At 58.8% G+C, this 15114-nt stretch carries 17 protein-coding genes; 2 read left to right on the forward strand and 15 right to left on the reverse strand.

What is annotated here, in order from left to right:
• The coding region (locus tag M8370_RS21125; protein ID WP_250021682.1) for an alpha/beta fold hydrolase at positions 1 to 205 on the forward strand (205 nt) is incomplete at its 5' end.
• Positions 206 to 275: 70 nt separating this feature from the next.
• Here the strand turns inward: M8370_RS21125 and M8370_RS21130 are convergent.
• From M8370_RS21130 to paaA, 15 genes are all read right to left on the reverse strand, one after another.
• Positions 276 to 758: a hypothetical protein gene (locus M8370_RS21130; protein WP_250021683.1), complete on the reverse strand. Its 483-nt coding sequence runs from the start codon at positions 756 to 758 to the stop codon at positions 276 to 278.
• Positions 759 to 834: 76 nt separating this feature from the next.
• Positions 835 to 1347, reverse strand: coding sequence for a GNAT family N-acetyltransferase (locus M8370_RS21135; RefSeq protein ID WP_097533545.1), 513 nt, complete (start codon positions 1345 to 1347; stop codon positions 835 to 837).
• A 37-nt stretch (positions 1348 to 1384) separates the two neighbouring features.
• Entirely contained in the window at positions 1385 to 1981 is a 597-nt protein-coding gene (gene paaY / locus M8370_RS21140) for a phenylacetic acid degradation protein PaaY (RefSeq protein ID WP_029883660.1), read from the reverse strand.
• Positions 1982 to 1990: 9 nt separating this feature from the next.
• Positions 1991 to 2923: a phenylacetic acid degradation operon negative regulatory protein PaaX gene (paaX, locus tag M8370_RS21145; RefSeq protein ID WP_046887551.1), complete on the reverse strand. Its 933-nt coding sequence runs from the start codon at positions 2921 to 2923 to the stop codon at positions 1991 to 1993.
• Between the two features lie 136 nt (positions 2924 to 3059).
• Positions 3060 to 4376, reverse strand: coding sequence for a phenylacetate--CoA ligase PaaK (gene paaK, locus M8370_RS21150; protein WP_023621640.1), 1317 nt, complete (start codon positions 4374 to 4376; stop codon positions 3060 to 3062).
• A 26-nt stretch (positions 4377 to 4402) separates the two neighbouring features.
• Complete coding sequence (gene pcaF / locus M8370_RS21155) at positions 4403 to 5608, reverse strand: 3-oxoadipyl-CoA thiolase (protein ID WP_250021684.1); 1206 nt, start codon at positions 5606 to 5608, stop codon at positions 4403 to 4405.
• Positions 5608 to 6030, reverse strand: a complete 423-nt coding sequence (gene paaI, locus M8370_RS21160) for a hydroxyphenylacetyl-CoA thioesterase PaaI (RefSeq protein WP_013096754.1) — start codon at positions 6028 to 6030, stop codon at positions 5608 to 5610. The genes pcaF and paaI overlap by 1 nt, the downstream gene beginning before the upstream one ends.
• Complete coding sequence (paaH, locus tag M8370_RS21165) at positions 6020 to 7444, reverse strand: 3-hydroxyacyl-CoA dehydrogenase PaaH (RefSeq protein ID WP_248048014.1); 1425 nt, start codon at positions 7442 to 7444, stop codon at positions 6020 to 6022. Before paaH ends, paaI begins: the two co-directional genes overlap by 11 nt.
• Position 7445: 1 nt before the next feature.
• Complete coding sequence (gene paaG / locus M8370_RS21170) at positions 7446 to 8234, reverse strand: 2-(1,2-epoxy-1,2-dihydrophenyl)acetyl-CoA isomerase PaaG (RefSeq protein WP_250021686.1); 789 nt, start codon at positions 8232 to 8234, stop codon at positions 7446 to 7448.
• On the reverse strand, positions 8234 to 9001 hold the full coding sequence (paaF, locus tag M8370_RS21175; RefSeq protein ID WP_013096757.1) for a 2,3-dehydroadipyl-CoA hydratase PaaF: 768 nt from the start codon (positions 8999 to 9001) through the stop codon (positions 8234 to 8236). Before paaF ends, paaG begins: the two co-directional genes overlap by 1 nt.
• The gene (paaE, locus tag M8370_RS21180; protein ID WP_045901083.1) at positions 8998 to 10068 is read right to left on the reverse strand and encodes a 1,2-phenylacetyl-CoA epoxidase subunit PaaE; all 1071 of its coding nucleotides are present in this window, start codon (positions 10066 to 10068) and stop codon (positions 8998 to 9000) included. Before paaE ends, paaF begins: the two co-directional genes overlap by 4 nt.
• Before the next feature lie 7 nt (positions 10069 to 10075).
• Positions 10076 to 10573: a 1,2-phenylacetyl-CoA epoxidase subunit PaaD gene (paaD, locus tag M8370_RS21185; RefSeq protein WP_062856889.1), complete on the reverse strand. Its 498-nt coding sequence runs from the start codon at positions 10571 to 10573 to the stop codon at positions 10076 to 10078.
• Positions 10574 to 10584: 11 nt separating this feature from the next.
• Entirely contained in the window at positions 10585 to 11331 is a 747-nt protein-coding gene (gene paaC, locus M8370_RS21190) for a 1,2-phenylacetyl-CoA epoxidase subunit PaaC (RefSeq protein WP_045901081.1), read from the reverse strand.
• 8 nt (positions 11332 to 11339) lie between these two features.
• Positions 11340 to 11627, reverse strand: a complete 288-nt coding sequence (gene paaB / locus M8370_RS21195) for a 1,2-phenylacetyl-CoA epoxidase subunit PaaB (RefSeq protein ID WP_003857353.1) — start codon at positions 11625 to 11627, stop codon at positions 11340 to 11342.
• 12 nt (positions 11628 to 11639) lie between these two features.
• A complete protein-coding gene (paaA, locus tag M8370_RS21200) occupies positions 11640 to 12569 on the reverse strand; it encodes a 1,2-phenylacetyl-CoA epoxidase subunit PaaA (protein WP_250021685.1) in 930 nt (309 codons plus the stop codon).
• Positions 12570 to 12853: 284 nt separating this feature from the next.
• On the opposite strand from paaA, the gene paaZ reads away from it, so the two are divergent.
• Positions 12854 to 14893 carry a phenylacetic acid degradation bifunctional protein PaaZ gene (paaZ, locus tag M8370_RS21205; protein ID WP_045901080.1) on the forward strand — a complete coding sequence of 680 codons (2040 nt, stop codon included), beginning with the start codon at positions 12854 to 12856 and terminating at the stop codon, positions 14891 to 14893.
• Positions 14894 to 15114 lie beyond the last annotated feature (221 nt).

Here is a 15114-nt window from a genome sequence, read left to right on the forward strand (position 1 = left end):
TATACCTTCTGCAACGATACGTTGTCCAACACTGGTTATCGCCAGTGAAGATGATGCCATCCGTTCGATGAAGGAGGCAGAAGAATTGGTCGAAGCCATACCTTATGCGTCGTTAAGAATCATGCTGGATTGCGGCCATATGATTCCGCTCGAACAGCCCAGGGAGTTGGCAAGAACTATTGTTGAATGGATCCCGGCTACGTAAATTATTGGGGGTTTATCCGGCAAATATCCTGACTTACTTCATCAGGGTATGTAGCGCAACAGCCCATATTTCACTCCTCCCTCCAGGGAACAGGCTCACCAATAAAGGTGTGCGTACAGCATCGGCAAGTCACCTCTACATCCCTGGCACTGATCGATGGGTTAACCTGTTGTAAAACGCCATTCTCATCAACAAACAGGCCCGGATAAAAGCGGCTATCGCCAATACAGACTAAATCCCTTTGCTGATGCTCATGCAACGCGACTAACCAGAACACAGGCTCGGTAGTATCAAGACGTCCACAAACTTCACTGAAAACGTCATCCCACCGCTTGCCAATCTGTTTGAGCAAAAAGTAAAACAATGGCGTGTAGTCACGTCCTCGCTTTTGTCCACTGTGCATGGTTTCACGTGTTACCAGCAGCTCATCCCCGGATTTTTTACGATTACGTTCCCAGCGATACTCAGCGCCAGGGTTGTTAGAATAGTGTCGTGTCGTCGTGTTGACGCTACGATACAATTTACGTGACTTGTGCTGTTGATGAGCCCGCATAGCCAGATCTATCCCTCTTTCAGAACCAATAATCCCTGTCTGACGAAGACAAAAGCCCCCTATAAGCAAAGGAAAGCTATAACTCCATTCCCATGATCTTCAATACACTTTGCTGCGACGCTGTTTCGAAAACCGTATCCTTGATAAACCGCATCCCCTGCTTTTCATAAAATCGCCGGGCACGTTCATTCTGTTCAAGCACCTCGAGCCACAGAAATTTTTTGCCATGACTGCGGGTAAGTTCGATGACGCTGCTAAACATGCTCTGACCGTAGTGATTACTCGTCTTGGTCGGATCAAGATAGAGTTTGTTAAGAAGCACACCGCTGATGTCGGTATCAGGGATTGTGGCTTCCCATGTCAGTTTCATAAAGCCAATCGGTTGATCAAGGTCCGCCACATACCAGCTTGTTCCGCTGTCTCTCAGACTCTGTTCTATCGCTGCAACGGAATATTCGGATTCCAGAAAATCGTTTAGCTCTGATTCCGACTTCCACAGATGCTTAAAGTGCGCGGGATAGATGCAATAGCCCAGTTCACTGAGTAATACTGAATCTGCTGATGTTGCTTGTCGTATGAGTAATGTCACAGGATGCTCCCTTGCCCGGTAATATACATTCCCCCCGCTACACCGCCGATTTCGGCCGTAAATTCTCATCAAACGTCAGTCGTTTGCGTCCTGGCTCTTCTTCGCGCAGCGGCTCCACCTGATGCATCGTCAGCTTACAGCGCTCCACCAGCACCTGATACTCGCGCGTGCCCTGCTGCTTCCAGGCCAGTTCCTGTTCACTCAGCTCACGAATCGCTTTCGCCGGACTGCCGATAATCAAATGGTTAGCGGGCATCTCGGCTTTCGCCTTCACAAACGCTGCCGCGCCGACGATGCTGTTTTCGCCAATCACCGCCCCGTCCATCACCACCGCGTTCATCCCTACCAGGGCGTTGCGGCGGATAATACAGCCGTGCAGAATGGCGCTGTGGCCAATATGGCCGTCCTCTTCCACCACCGTATCCTGCTCCGGGAAGCCGTGCATCACGCAGTTATCCTGAATGTTCGCGCCATCTTTCACCACAATACGGCCAAAATCACCGCGCAGGCTGGCATTGGGGCCGACATACACACCTTTGCCCAGGATCACATCGCCAATGAGCACCGCTGTCGGGTGGACATAGCTCTCGTCTGGCACCACCGGCGTCAGACCGTCAATTTGATAAACAGGCATCCTCACTCCTTATGCGGTCGCAAGACCACCAAAGCGTTGATAATAAAGCGTGCCGGGCACGGGCAGTTCACCCACCGAGGTTTCGCCTTTCTCGCTGACAAACGCCAGCGCTCCCGGTGCCACACGCTGATAAATGTTGATGCAAAGCTGTCGTGCGCTTTGACCCGCCCAGTGCGCAGGCAGTAGCTCCTCTGGTAGCAGCGGGTCTTTCAGCACCACACGACGATAAAAGTGGATCAGTAACAGCTGGATCTGGAAGCAACGCTCCGGCGTAAGCTCTTCCGGCGTAGCCTCTTTCAGCAGCGGCAGCAGCGGACGGAACGACTGAATAAACGTCTCGTACATCGCGTTCTGTTCGGTCAGCTGCCAGCACTCCTCAACGCGGGAACGCAGCGCCGCGCGGGAAAGTGCCAGCGGTGAATGGGCTTCGAAGAAGATGACATTTTCCGCCACGCCCGCGTCATGAAGCAGCGACTGCACATCCGCCAGATGCTGCGAGGGCGAAGCCATCAGGCTGGGCGCCAGCGTGCCAAATCCTTGCCAGATAAGCTGTTTTTTCACATCGGCAAGCGTGGTTTTATCGAGACCTTCGGAGAGCAGCAGCAGCCATTTACCATCCCAGGCGGGCAACTCCGCGCGGTAGATCTTATTCTCCGCCCGGCGGGTTAAACGCAGCCCTTTGTCGCTCAGGCGGTAATAGCTGCGACGCCCGATGCGGGAGACATCCAGCCAGCCCTCTTTATTGAGCCGAAACAGCGCGGTTCGCACGAAGCGCTCGCCAAAGCCCATCCCTTCGAGCAACGCGGCCAGGCTGCCAAGCCAAATCTCGCCGCCGCGATGGGAAAGCGCGTCACCGTATAACGAGGAGATTAGCGACGTCCCGCTGATGGGAACCGAACTGACCGCATGCTGAATAAAGGCGTCGAGTTTCATGTGATTCATTCTGTTGGTGTTTTTGTCCTGGATGAATCATAGCATACGAATCCTGGATAGACCCTCACCCTAACCCTCTCCCACAGGGAGAGGGAACTCAATACACCCTCTCCCTGTGGGAGAGGGAACGTAGAATGAGGATAATTCAACCGTTGGCCGCCACTTTACGCAGGTCAAACACCCGGCAGGCTTTCCCCTCCGAGCGCGGGATGCTGCCGCAGTTAACGATCATGACGTCCGTGGAAATCCCGACCATCGATTTAATGCGATGACGCAGCTGATGGCAGACCTGACAGCGCTGTTCGTGGGTCAGCGAAAGACTGCTCTCTTTCAGCTCCACTTTTACAGAAAGTGAATCAAGATGCCCCCGACGGTTTACCTCCAGCTGGTAATGCGGAGAGAGATGCTCAAACTTCACAATCTCCTCTTCCAGCTGCGACGGGAAGACGTTCACACCGCGGATAATGAGCATGTCATCGCTGCGACCGCTGATCCTGTCCATGCGGCGCATGGTGCGGGCGGTACCCGGCAGCAGACGGGTCAGGTCGCGGGTGCGATAGCGGATCACCGGCAGCGCCTCTTTGGTCAGCGTGGTGAACAGCAGTTCGCCCTGCTCGCCGTCATTAAGCGGGGTGCCGTCATTCGGATTGACGATCTCCGGGTAGAAGTGATCTTCCCAGATGGTCGGGCCGTCGGCGGTTTCGAGACACTCCATCGCCACGCCCGGCCCCATCACTTCCGAAAGGCCGTAGATATCCAGCGCCGTAATGCCTAACCGTTTTTCGATCTCATGACGCATCGCCTGGGTCCACGGCTCGGCACCGAACACGCCCACGCGCAGGGAGCAGGCGCTGGCATCGCCGCCCATCTGGCGCTCCAGCTCTTCAATCAGGTTGAGGCAGTAGGAAGGCGTCACCATGATCATATCCGGCTTAAAATCGCGGATCAGCTGCGCCTGCTTCTCGGTCTGGCCGCCGGACATCGGGATCACCGTGGCCCCTAAACGCTCGGCACCGTAGTGAGCGCCCAGCCCGCCGGTAAACAGACCATAACCATAGGCCACATGGATTTTGTCCTTCGCGCTGCCCCCGGCGGCACGCAGGGAGCGGGCCACCAGATTGGCCCAGTTGTCAATGTCGCCCTGGGTATAGCCCACGACGGTCGGTTTCCCGGTTGTGCCGGAGGAGGCATGAATACGCACCACCTGCTCCATCGGTACGGCGAAGGTATCGAACGGATAGTTATCGCGCAGATCCTGCTTGGTGGTGCACGGGAACTTGCGAATATCGGCCAGTTCGCGGAAATCGTCAGGGTGAACGCCCGCGGCATCAAACTTACGTTTGTACATCGGCACGTTGTTATAGGCGTGGTTCAGCGTCCATTTCAGACGTTGGGTCTGCAACGCCTGTAATTCGTCAATGGACGCGGTTTCGATCGGATCAAGCTTTGTTGTATTTATCATCGCAGGGTACTCACATTATTGTTCGCTCAAACACGCTCAAGGATCATGGCAATGCCCTGACCCACACCGATGCACATCGTACACAGCGCGTAGCGCCCGTGGCGTCGATGCAATTCATTGCTCGCGGCCAGCACCAGCCTGGCACCGCTCATTCCCAGCGGATGGCCTAACGCAATGGCCCCTCCGTTCGGATTGACGTGTGCGGCATCGTCCGGCAAACCCAGCTGATGCAGCACGCCCAGCGCCTGCGAGGCGAAGGCTTCGTTCAGCTCAATCACATCCATCTCGTTAATACTGAGCCCCGCTCGCTCCAGCACTTTACGGGTGGCGGGCACCGGCCCTAGCCCCATCAGACGTGGCTCCACGCCTGCGGTGGCCATGGCCACAATCCGCGTGCGCGGCACAAGCCCCTGTGCGAGCGCCATCTGCTCGCTGGCGATAATCAGTGCAGCGGCGCCATCGTTCACCCCAGAAGCGTTACCTGCGGTAACGACGCCATCTTTGCGAAACGGCGCTTTCAGGGCGGCAAGTTGCGCCAGCGTGGTGTCGGCGCGCGGGTGCTCATCAACAGAGACCTCCGTGACGGTCCCTTTTTTCCCCGGCACCAGCACCGGCACAATCTCTTGCGCCAGAATGCCGTTTTGCTGCGCCAGGGCGGTACGCTGCTGGCTGCGCAGCGCGAACGCATCCTGATCGGCACGGCTGATATTTAACAATTCAGCTACATTCTCTGCCGTTTCCGGCATGCTGTCAGTTCCGAACGTCTGATGCATGAGCGGATTCACAAATCGCCAGCCAAGGGTGGTATCGAAGATCTCCGCCTGGCGCTGAAACGCAGTGGTGGCTTTCGCCATCACAAACGGCGCGCGGGACATCGACTCCACGCCACCGGCAATCAGCAGATCGCCATCACCGGATTTTATGGCGCGTGCAGCAAAGCCAACCGCATCCAGCCCCGAGCCGCACAGGCGGTTGATCGTCGTGCCAGAGACGGTCTGCGGCAGCCCGGCCAGCAGCGACGCCATACGCGCCACGTTGCGGTTGTCTTCCCCCGCCTGGTTGGCGCAGCCGAAGATCACATCATCAATCCGCTCCGGGTCGAGCTGCGGATAGCGCTCCAGCAAGGCACGCAGCGGTATGGCGCCCAGATCGTCCGCGCGTACAGCGGATAACGCCCCGCCGTACCGCCCCACCGGGGTTCGCACCCCATCACAAATAAATGCGTCACGCATCAGGCTTCTCCTGTCACATTGCCGCCGATGCGGTGGGATTTTCCGCGAAAGAGAGCGACGGTTTTCTGTTGTTGGTTCTGAATTTCGATGTCATACACGCCGGTCAGTTTGCCCTGATGCTTAACCCGCGCGGTGGCGGTCAGCTTGTCTCCGACAAAGCCCGGTCGAAGGAAATCGATTGTGCAGCCAGAGGCCACCGCCGCCAGCCCCTGGCTGTTGCAGGCGTAGGCAAACGCGGTGTCGGCCAGCGAGAAGAGCTGTCCGCCGTGGCAGGTTTTATGGCCGTTAAGCATCTGCGGGGTGATGGTCATGGTCACCACTGCGTAACCCTCGTCCATGTCGATAATGTCCATCCCCATTGCCTGCGCGCAGGCATCCTGTTCGTACATGGTGCGGGCGTTATGCCAGGCGTTATGACTCATAGCTACTCTCCAGAAGCGCACGCTGGCGCAGCAGTGAACAGGGGCGATAACGTTCTTCGCCGTAATGACGCTGCAGGTTTTCCAGCAGCGTTAACAGACGTTGCCAGCCCAGCCGCTCGCCCCAGGCAATCGGCCCGGACGGGTAGTTCACGCCCAGACGCATGGCGGTATCGATATCTTTTTCGCTGGCGACCCCTTTTTGCAGCGCATCCAGCGCTTCGTTGGCAATCATCGCCACCGTGCGCCAGACCAGCAGGCCAGGGTAATCGGCAATCTGCACCACCCGCTTTCCCTGCTGTTGCAGGTAGCGGATGACTTTTTGCGTCGCGGTATGCGGGTTGCTGGCTGCCGACGCAATCACCGCCACGTCGCGTTCAATGCGATCAACCACCACCACCGGGCAGTTGAGGCGCAGCGCCAGCGCCTGAGCGGTTTCGCCCTGCGTTTCAATTAGCAACACATCATCGATTTCCGTGACACCGTCACGCTTTCGTTCAACCCGCATTGGGCTAAAGCTGTCGTTGATCGCGTCGAGCCATGGCACCTGTGGCGATTCGCCGCGCCAGTCGTAAACGCCCTTCCCGCTTTTTTTGCCCAGTCGCCCCGCCAGTACCAGCTCCTGCTGCACCAGTGAAGGGAGAAAACGCCGCTCCTGCCAGAATGCGTTAAACACCGAACAGGTCACGGCGAAGTTAACGTCCTGCCCAATCAGATCGGTCAGTTCCAGCGGCCCCATCGGGAAACCGCCGCCTTCGCGCAGGGCCGCATCAATCACTTCAGGGGCTGCAACCTGTTCCTCCAGCGCGCGCCAGGCTTCGGAATAGAACGGACGCGCCACGCGGTTTACGATGAAGCCCGGCGTTGACTGGCAGCGCACCGGCTGTTTCCCCCAGTTCAGCGCCAGCTCGCACAGCGCGTCGGCCACTTCCGGCGAGGTCGCCAGCCCGCTCACCACCTCCACCAGCTTCATCACCGGTGCCGGGTTAAAGAAATGCAGGCCTGCCACCCGCTCGGGATGACGGATATCCGCCGCAATCGCCGTGATCGAGATAGAAGATGTGTTGCTGGTAAGCAGGGTCTGCGGCGGGCAGATCTCCGCCAGTTCGGCAAACAGCGCTTTTTTCACCTCAAGGCGCTCGGAGGCGGCTTCTATCACCAGGTCCGCCGCGGTTAGCGCACTGATATCCGTGACCGGGGTCAGCCGGGCGAGGATCTGCCCACAGGCCTCCTCAGTGAGTTTGCCCCGCGTCACCCGGGAGGCCAGGCGCTGGCGAATGCCGTCAATGGCGCGGGAAATGGCGTCTGAGGCGATGTCGTACATCATCACCTGATGCCCATGGCTTGCCGCGACTTCGGCTATTCCGGCGCCCATTGTCCCGCTTCCAATGACGGCGACAGTACGAATGTTCAGCATCTTACTTCCCCGTAAAATTCGGCACGCGCTTCGCCAGAAAGGCGCTCACGCCTTCGCGGTAATCGTCGCTGCGTCCGGCCAGCCGTTGATAATCGCGCTCCAGGTCAAGCTGTGCGTCCAGGGTATTGGTTTCCGCGGCGTTAAGCGCCTGCTTGATCAGCCCCAGCCCAAAGGTGGGCTGCGAGGCAAAGTGCAGCGCCAGCTGCTGCGCCGTGCTGGAGAGCTGGTCGTCATCCACCACTTGCCAGATCATTCCCCAGGCGTGCGCCTGTTCGGCGCTCAGTTTGTCGCCAAGCAGCGCCAGCCCCATAGCGCGGGCACGTCCGGCCACGCGCGGCAGGAACCAGGTTCCGCCGCAGTCCGGGACTAACCCCAGCTTGCTGAAGGCCATCACAAAGGTGGCGGAACGCGCGGCAATCACCATGTCGCACCCCAGCGCCAGCGTGGCTCCTGCTCCTGCCGCCACGCCGTTGACCGCGCAAATCACCGGTTTTGGCAGCGCAGCCAGACGACGTACCAGCGGGTTATAAAAGGTCTCGACGGACATCCCCAGATCCGGCGCCGGACCGTTCGGGTCGACATTACGGTCGTTCAGATCCTGACCGGCACAGAAGCCGCGCCCTGCGCCGGTGATCAGCAGACAGCGGATCGTCTCATCGCGCTCGGCCTGCTTCAGGCATTCTGCAAGCTGCTGGTGCATCACATCGTTAAAGCTGTTCAGACGCTCCGGACGGTTCAGCGTCAGGGTCATTACGCCTTGCTCTACATGACTGAGAATAGATTCCACAATTAGCGTCCTTTAAAGTCGGGAGTACGTTTCTGTAAGAAGGCGTCGATGCCTTCTCGCCTGTCTTCCGTGGCCGAGAGCAGCGTGAACAGTTGACGCTCCTGGGCCAGACCCGCCTGCAGCGGCACCTCCTGCGACTGGCGCAGCGCCTGTTTAGCCGCCTGTAGCGCCAGCGGCGAGTGGCGCGCCATCAGCGCTGCCTGTTTCAGGGCGTATTCCAGCGTCAGCGAGGCCGGGAAAACGTCGCTGACCAGACCGGCTCGCTGGGCCTGCTGCGCCGTAATGCTTTCCCCGGTCAGTACCATTTTGCTGGCGAGCGATTTACCCACGCAGCGGATCAGGCGCTGCGTGCCGCCCGCACCGGGCATGATCCCAAGCGTAATTTCCGGCAGTCCGAAGCGGGCGTTGTCACCGGCAATCACTACGTCGCACAGCAGGGCCAGCTCGCAGCCAGCCCCGAGTGCAAAACCGTTCACGGCGGCAATCAGCGGTTTATTGAAGGCGTCAATCCGCTTCCACAGCTGAGGACGACTATCGTTCAGGGTGGCAGGCAGATCTTTTTCTGCCATTTCGTTGAGATCGGCTCCTGCCGCAAAGCAGCGCTCGCTGCCGTAAATCACACAGGCAGAGAGGGTGTTATCGCTGGCCGCCGCCTCCAGCTGTTCTGCAAGCTGTGTCAGCAGCGCATTGTTAAGGGCGTTGCGTGCCGCCGGCCGGTTGAGCGTGAGTTGCAGCACGCGGTCATAACGGGTGACCAGAAGTTCGCTCATGCCATCCCCTTAGCGTCAAAGTCGACGACCACGTCGGCGGTTAGCGGCAACGCCTGACAGCTCAGCACATACCCGGCGGCCAGTTCGTCCGGCTCCAGGCTGTAGTTGGTCGCCATGTCCACCTTGCCGCGCAGCACTTTGCATTTACAGGTGGCGCAGACGCCTCCCTTGCAGGCATACGGCAGATCCGCCCCCTGGCGCAGGGCGGCATCAAGAATGCTCTCGTCGTCCGCCGTCAGGACGATCTCGCGGTCACGTCCGTCCTGGCGCACGATCACCTTCTGGCCTTCCGCCTGCACGCTCACCACGCGCTTAACGGCCGTGCCCGGCGTATTGAACCGCTCAAGGTGAATGGATTTTTCGGCCATTCCCAGCGCTTTTAAGGTCGCTTCAGCGTCGTCCATCATCGCGGCCGGGCCGCAGATAAAGGCCTCGTCGTACTGGCGGAAGTTGATCAGCGTTTTCGCCAGCGCCTGCAGCTTTTCACCGTCGATACGGCCGTAAAGCAGGTCGCTGTCCAGCCGCTCCTGGCTGAAGATGGCAACCAACTGCAACCGCTGCGGGTATTTATCCTTCAGGTCCGCCAGCGCCTGACGGAACATCATGCTCTGGCTGCTGCGGTTGCCGTAGATCAGGGTGAAGTGGCTGTTCGGTTCGGCGGCCAGCGTGGCGGATAAAATCGCCAGCATCGGGGTGATGCCGGAGCCCGCGGCAATCGCCAGATAGTGACCTTCCCGTTCAGGCTGCGGCTGATAGCCAAAATGCCCCTGGGGAACCATCACCTCCAGCGTCATGCCCGGTTTGATCTCATCCCGGGCGTAACGAGAGAAACGTCCACCTTCAATGGCTTTAACCGCGACGCTGATCTCCCCCGGCGCGCTACTCCGGCAGATGGAGTAACAGCGGCGCAATTCGTCTGCACCCAGTCTGGTTTTCAGGGTCAGGTGTTGGCCGGGACGAAAGCGGTAAGCCTCCTGCAACGCCTGCGGAACCGCGAAGGTGATGGTCACCGCATCGCGGGTTTCGGGTTCTACTTTTGCCACTGTTAATGAATGAAACGTTGTCATGACAACCTCAAATACATTTGAAATAGTCGAAGGGTTCGCGGCAGGTATTACAGCGATACAGCGCCTTACAGGCCGTAGAACCAAACTCACTGATAAGCGAGGTGTCGGTGCTGGCGCAGCGCGGGCAGCTCACCTCAGCGGGAACGTGGACATGACAGCTGTGCCCCACGGGTGGGCTGATGCCATACGCGCGCAGACGTTCACGCGCATCGGCGGTCATCCAGTCGGTCGTCCAGGCGGGTTCCAGCTGCAGCACAATGTGCACCGGCGTATAACCGTGCGCCGTCAGGGAGTCGCGGATGGCGCCAAGCAGGTGTTCCGTCGCCGGGCAGCCTGAATAGGTTGGCGTAAAGCCAATCACCCAGCCTTCGCCCTGCGCGGTGACGCTACGCACCATGCCTAAATCAGTGATGGTGAGCACCGGCACTTCCGGGTCCGGGATCTGGCTTAACAGGGACCAGATGTGCGGAACCTGTGGGGGGGCGATGTCGACAAGACGTTGCATGGCGTTCTCCTTTACCACTGCTGACCGGGATACGCGCGCTGGAGATACTGCATCTCTGCCAACATCGGGCCCAGATGCTCGGTATGCAGCCCGCGTTTTCCGCCGGTACGATAGGCCGTCTCATCGGGCACGCGCAGGGTGGCTTCCCGCAGTCCGGCAAACACTTCGTGTTCCCACGGCTGGCGCAGGATGCGCGGATCAACCGCAACGCCGGACTCAATAAGCTCAAGCTCAACGTCATCCGCCTCGAACAACTCGGCCGTAAAGCGCCACAGGTTGTCGATGGCCTGCTGCATTTTTTGCGACGAGATTTCGGTGCCGTCTCCCAGGCGCACCAGCCAGCCGCGGCTAAAGCGCAGGTGGTAACGCGCCTCTTTAATCGCCTTGGCGGCGATGGCGGCAAGCTGGCTGTCGCTGCTGTGGATCAGCCGCTCGTAGAGGGCAACATTCCACGCGTCCATCAGATACTGGCGGGCGATCGTGTCGGCGAAGTTGCCGTTCGGCTGTTCTGCCAACAGTAAATTGTGAAACTGACGCTCATCGCGGCCGAAGGCCAGGGTGTCTTCATCGCCCTGACCTTCCCGCTCAGCCGCGCAGGCGAGGAAGTTGCGCGCCTGCCCCAGCAGATCGAGACCGATGTTGGCGAGCGCAAGGTCGATTTCCAGCTCCGGCGCGTGTCCGCACCAGGCTCCGAGGCGCTGCGAGAGCACCAGACCGTTGTCGCCCAGACGCAGGGCGTATGCAGATACTGTTTTCATCCCTGACCTCACATATGCTCGATGCCATCAGGGATGGTGTAAAACGTCGGGTGGCGATAGACCTTGCTTTCCGCCGGGTCGAAGAACTCGCCGCTCTCTTCCGGCTGAGAGGCAACGATCTCGCTCGCCTTCACCACCCAGATCGAGCAACCTTCGCTGCGGCGGGTATAGGCGTCCCGCGCGTTTTCCAGCGCCATGCGATCGTCAGCGGCATGCAGACTGCCAACATGGCGGTGGGATAACCCTTGTTTGCTGCGTACGAACACTTCGTACAGCGGCCAGTAGACATTGCTCATCGTGATTTCCTCTTATGCGGCCTGACGGGCGCGTTGTTTTTCTGCATGCGCCAGTGCGGCTTCACGCACCCACGCCCCCTCTTCCCAGGCTTTGCGCTTGGCGGCCAGGCGTTCGTGGTTGCAGATCCCGCGTCCGTTGATCACCTCGTCAAACTCCTGCCAGTCAATCTCACCGAAGCGGTAGTGGCCGGTATCCTCGTCAAAGCGCAGGTCGGGATCGGGTACCGTCATCCCCAGCATCTCCACCTGCGGGATGGTGTTGTCGACGAAGCGCTGACGCAGTTCATCATTGCCAAAGCGTTTAATTTTCCAGGCGAGACTGCGGGCGCTGTTCGGCGAGTTGTCGTCGTTTGGTCCGAACATCATCAGGGCGGGCCACCAGAAACGGTTGATGGCGTCCTGCAGCATCTGCCGCTGGGCGTCGCTTCCCTGCGCCAGCGCCATGCAGGCTTCAAACCCCTGACGCTGGTGGAAGCTCTCTTCTTTACAGATTTTCACCATCGCGCGGGCGTATGGCCCGTAAGAGGTCCGGCACAGCGCCACCTGATTGACGATGGCGGCACCGTCCACCAGCCAGCCGATTACGCCGATATCGGCCCAGCTCAGCGTCGGATAGTTAAAGATGGAGGAGTATTTCATCTTGCCGTCGAGCATTTTCTGGTAGATGTCTTCCCGCGCGCAGCCCAGCGTTTCAGCCGCGCTGTAGAGATAGAGCCCGTGCCCGGCTTCGTCCTGCACTTTCGCCAGCAGGATCGCTTTGCGGCGTAGCGTCGGGGCGCGGGTGATCCAGTTCCCTTCCGGCAGCATGCCGACAATTTCAGAGTGGGCGTGCTGACCAATCTGGCGGATCAACGTCTTGCGATAGGCTTCCGGCATCCAGTCCTGAGGCTCAATCGCCGTCTCCTGCGCTATGCGCTGCTCAAAGCGTTGTTCTTGCGTCACGTCATCACCTTTATGATTCGTTAGTTTGCAACTTAAAGCGTAATTGTGAATCACTTTGTTTTTTAAAAGTTACACAAAGGTTAAATATACCCCCAAGAAATGTTTCCTGATTTTGTGATGTCGCTCGCAGGGCTTTTGCGCAAAGGCCGCCACATCAGGGCTACAACCGCCGCGCACCTTCCCTTGAGATCACATTGTTAACAATTCATTAAAACTCAGCTTGATTTTTATGATTCATGATTAAACTATTGATAGTGAAATAACGAAACATGTGGAGATAAGAGATGCAGCAGTTAGCCAGTTTCTTGTCCGGTGTCTGGCAGTCTGGCCGGGGCCGCGAACGTACTATTCCTCACGCCATCAGCGGTGAAGCGCTCTGGAGCGTGACCAGCGAAGGGCTGGACATGGCGGCGGCACGTCGTTATGCCATTACGCATGGCGGTGAAGCCCTCCACGCCATGACCTTTATCGAACGCGCGGCGATGCTGAAAGCGGTGGCGAAGCACCTGCTCAGCCTGAAAGAGACGTTTTATGCTCTCTCAGCCCAGACCGGCGCGACAAAGGCCGACAGCTGGGTAGATATTGAAGGTGGGATTGGCACGCTGTTCACCTATGCCAGTCTGGGGAGCCGTGAATTACCGGACGACACGCTGTGGCCCGAGGACGAACTGCTCCCGCTGTCGAAAGAAGGCGGCTTTGCGGCGCGCCATGTGCTGACGTCAAAATCGGGCGTGGCGGTGCATATTAACGCTTTCAACTTCCCCTGCTGGGGAATGCTGGAAAAACTCGCCCCCACGTGGCTTGCCGGGATGCCGGCGATCATCAAACCCGCTACCGCCACCGCGCAGGTGACGCAGGCGATGGTGAAAGCGATCGTGGAGAGCGGTCTGGTGCCGGACGGCGCCATCAGCCTGATCTGCGGCGGCGCGGGCGATCTGCTGGACCATCTCGACAGCCAGGATGTGGTGACGTTTACCGGCTCCGCCAGCACCGGCCAGACTCTGCGTGTTCACCCGAATATTGTGGCAAACGCGATCCCGTTCACCATGGAAGCCGACTCCCTGAACTGCTGCGTGCTGGGAGAAGACGTGACGCCGGAACAGCCCGAGTTCGCCCTGTTCATTCGCGAGGTTGTACGTGAGATGACCGCCAAGGCCGGACAGAAATGTACCGCCATCCGCCGCATTATCGTGCCGCAACACCAGATTGACGCGGTAAGTCAGGCGCTGATCGCCCGGCTGGAAAAGGTGGTGGTGGGCGACCCGGCGCAGGAAGGCGTAAAAATGGGTTCCCTGGTCAACAACGAACAGCGTGCGGATGTGCAGGAGAAAGTGGATCAGCTTGTGGCCGCAGGCTGCCAGGTTCGCCTGGGCGGAAAAGCCGATCTGCAGGCCGCCGGAGCGTTTTACCCGCCAACCCTGCTCTTTTGCCCGCAGCCGGATGAAACCCCGGCGGTGCACGCCACCGAAGCGTTCGGCCCGGTGGCGACTCTCATGCCATATCGCCACGCAGACCATGCGATGCAGCTTGCCCGCGCGGGCGGCGGTAGCCTGGCCGGGACGCTGGTCACGGCGGATCCCGCGCTCGCCCGCCAGTTTATTTCTGGTGCAGCGCGGGCACACGGTCGCATTCAGATCCTCAATGAAGAGTCAGCAAAAGAGTCTACCGGCCACGGTTCTCCGCTTCCGCAGCTCGTGCACGGCGGTCCCGGACGTGCAGGCGGCGGCGAGGAGCTGGGTGGCCTGCGTGCGGTCAAACACTATATGCAGCGCACCGCCATTCAGGGCAGCCCGACCATGCTGGCCGCCATCGGCAAACAGTGGGTACGCGGCGCGACGGTGCATGAAGATCGCGTTCATCCGTTCCGCAAATACTTCGAGGAATTGCAGCCGGGCGACAGCCTGCTGACGCCGCGCCGAACCCTGACGGAAGCCGATATCGTTAACTTTGCCTGCCTGAGCGGAGATCATTTCTATGCTCACATGGACAAAATTGGCGCAGCGGAGTCGATCTTTGGCGAGCGGGTGGTACACGGTTACTTCCTGATTTCCGCTGCCGCCGGGCTGTTTGTTGATGCAGGTGTGGGGCCGGTAATTGCCAACTACGGCATGGAAAACCTGCGCTTTATCGAGCCGGTGAAACCGGGCGATACCATCCAGGTGCGCCTGACCTGCAAACGTAAAACCCTGAAGAAACAGCGTACGGCGGATGAAAAACCCACCGGCGTGGTCGAATGGGCGGTTGAGATTTTCAATCAGCACCAGCAGGCGGTAGCGCTGTACTCCATTCTGACGCTGGTGGCTCGCCAGCAGGGTGATTTTTAAGGCTGTTACCCGTGCGGGTTTAATCAGTTAATCACACTAAAAAAGAGGGGAAAACACGGACTGGATGGCTTTGGGTAACACATCATCCAGTCCGCATAGCCTGGCTAATTTACATCCAGAAACATTAAGAAAATTGACCACATACTTAGCATGGTTATTATCCCTTTCGGGAATTTTCCCCCAACTAAATTACATGGATGATGAGTAGACTATGGCAATTC

Origin of the sequence: Enterobacter cloacae complex sp. OE43NF (assembly GCF_023544405.1) — a bacterium.
Classification (GTDB): domain Bacteria; phylum Pseudomonadota; class Gammaproteobacteria; order Enterobacterales; family Enterobacteriaceae; genus Enterobacter; species Enterobacter cloacae.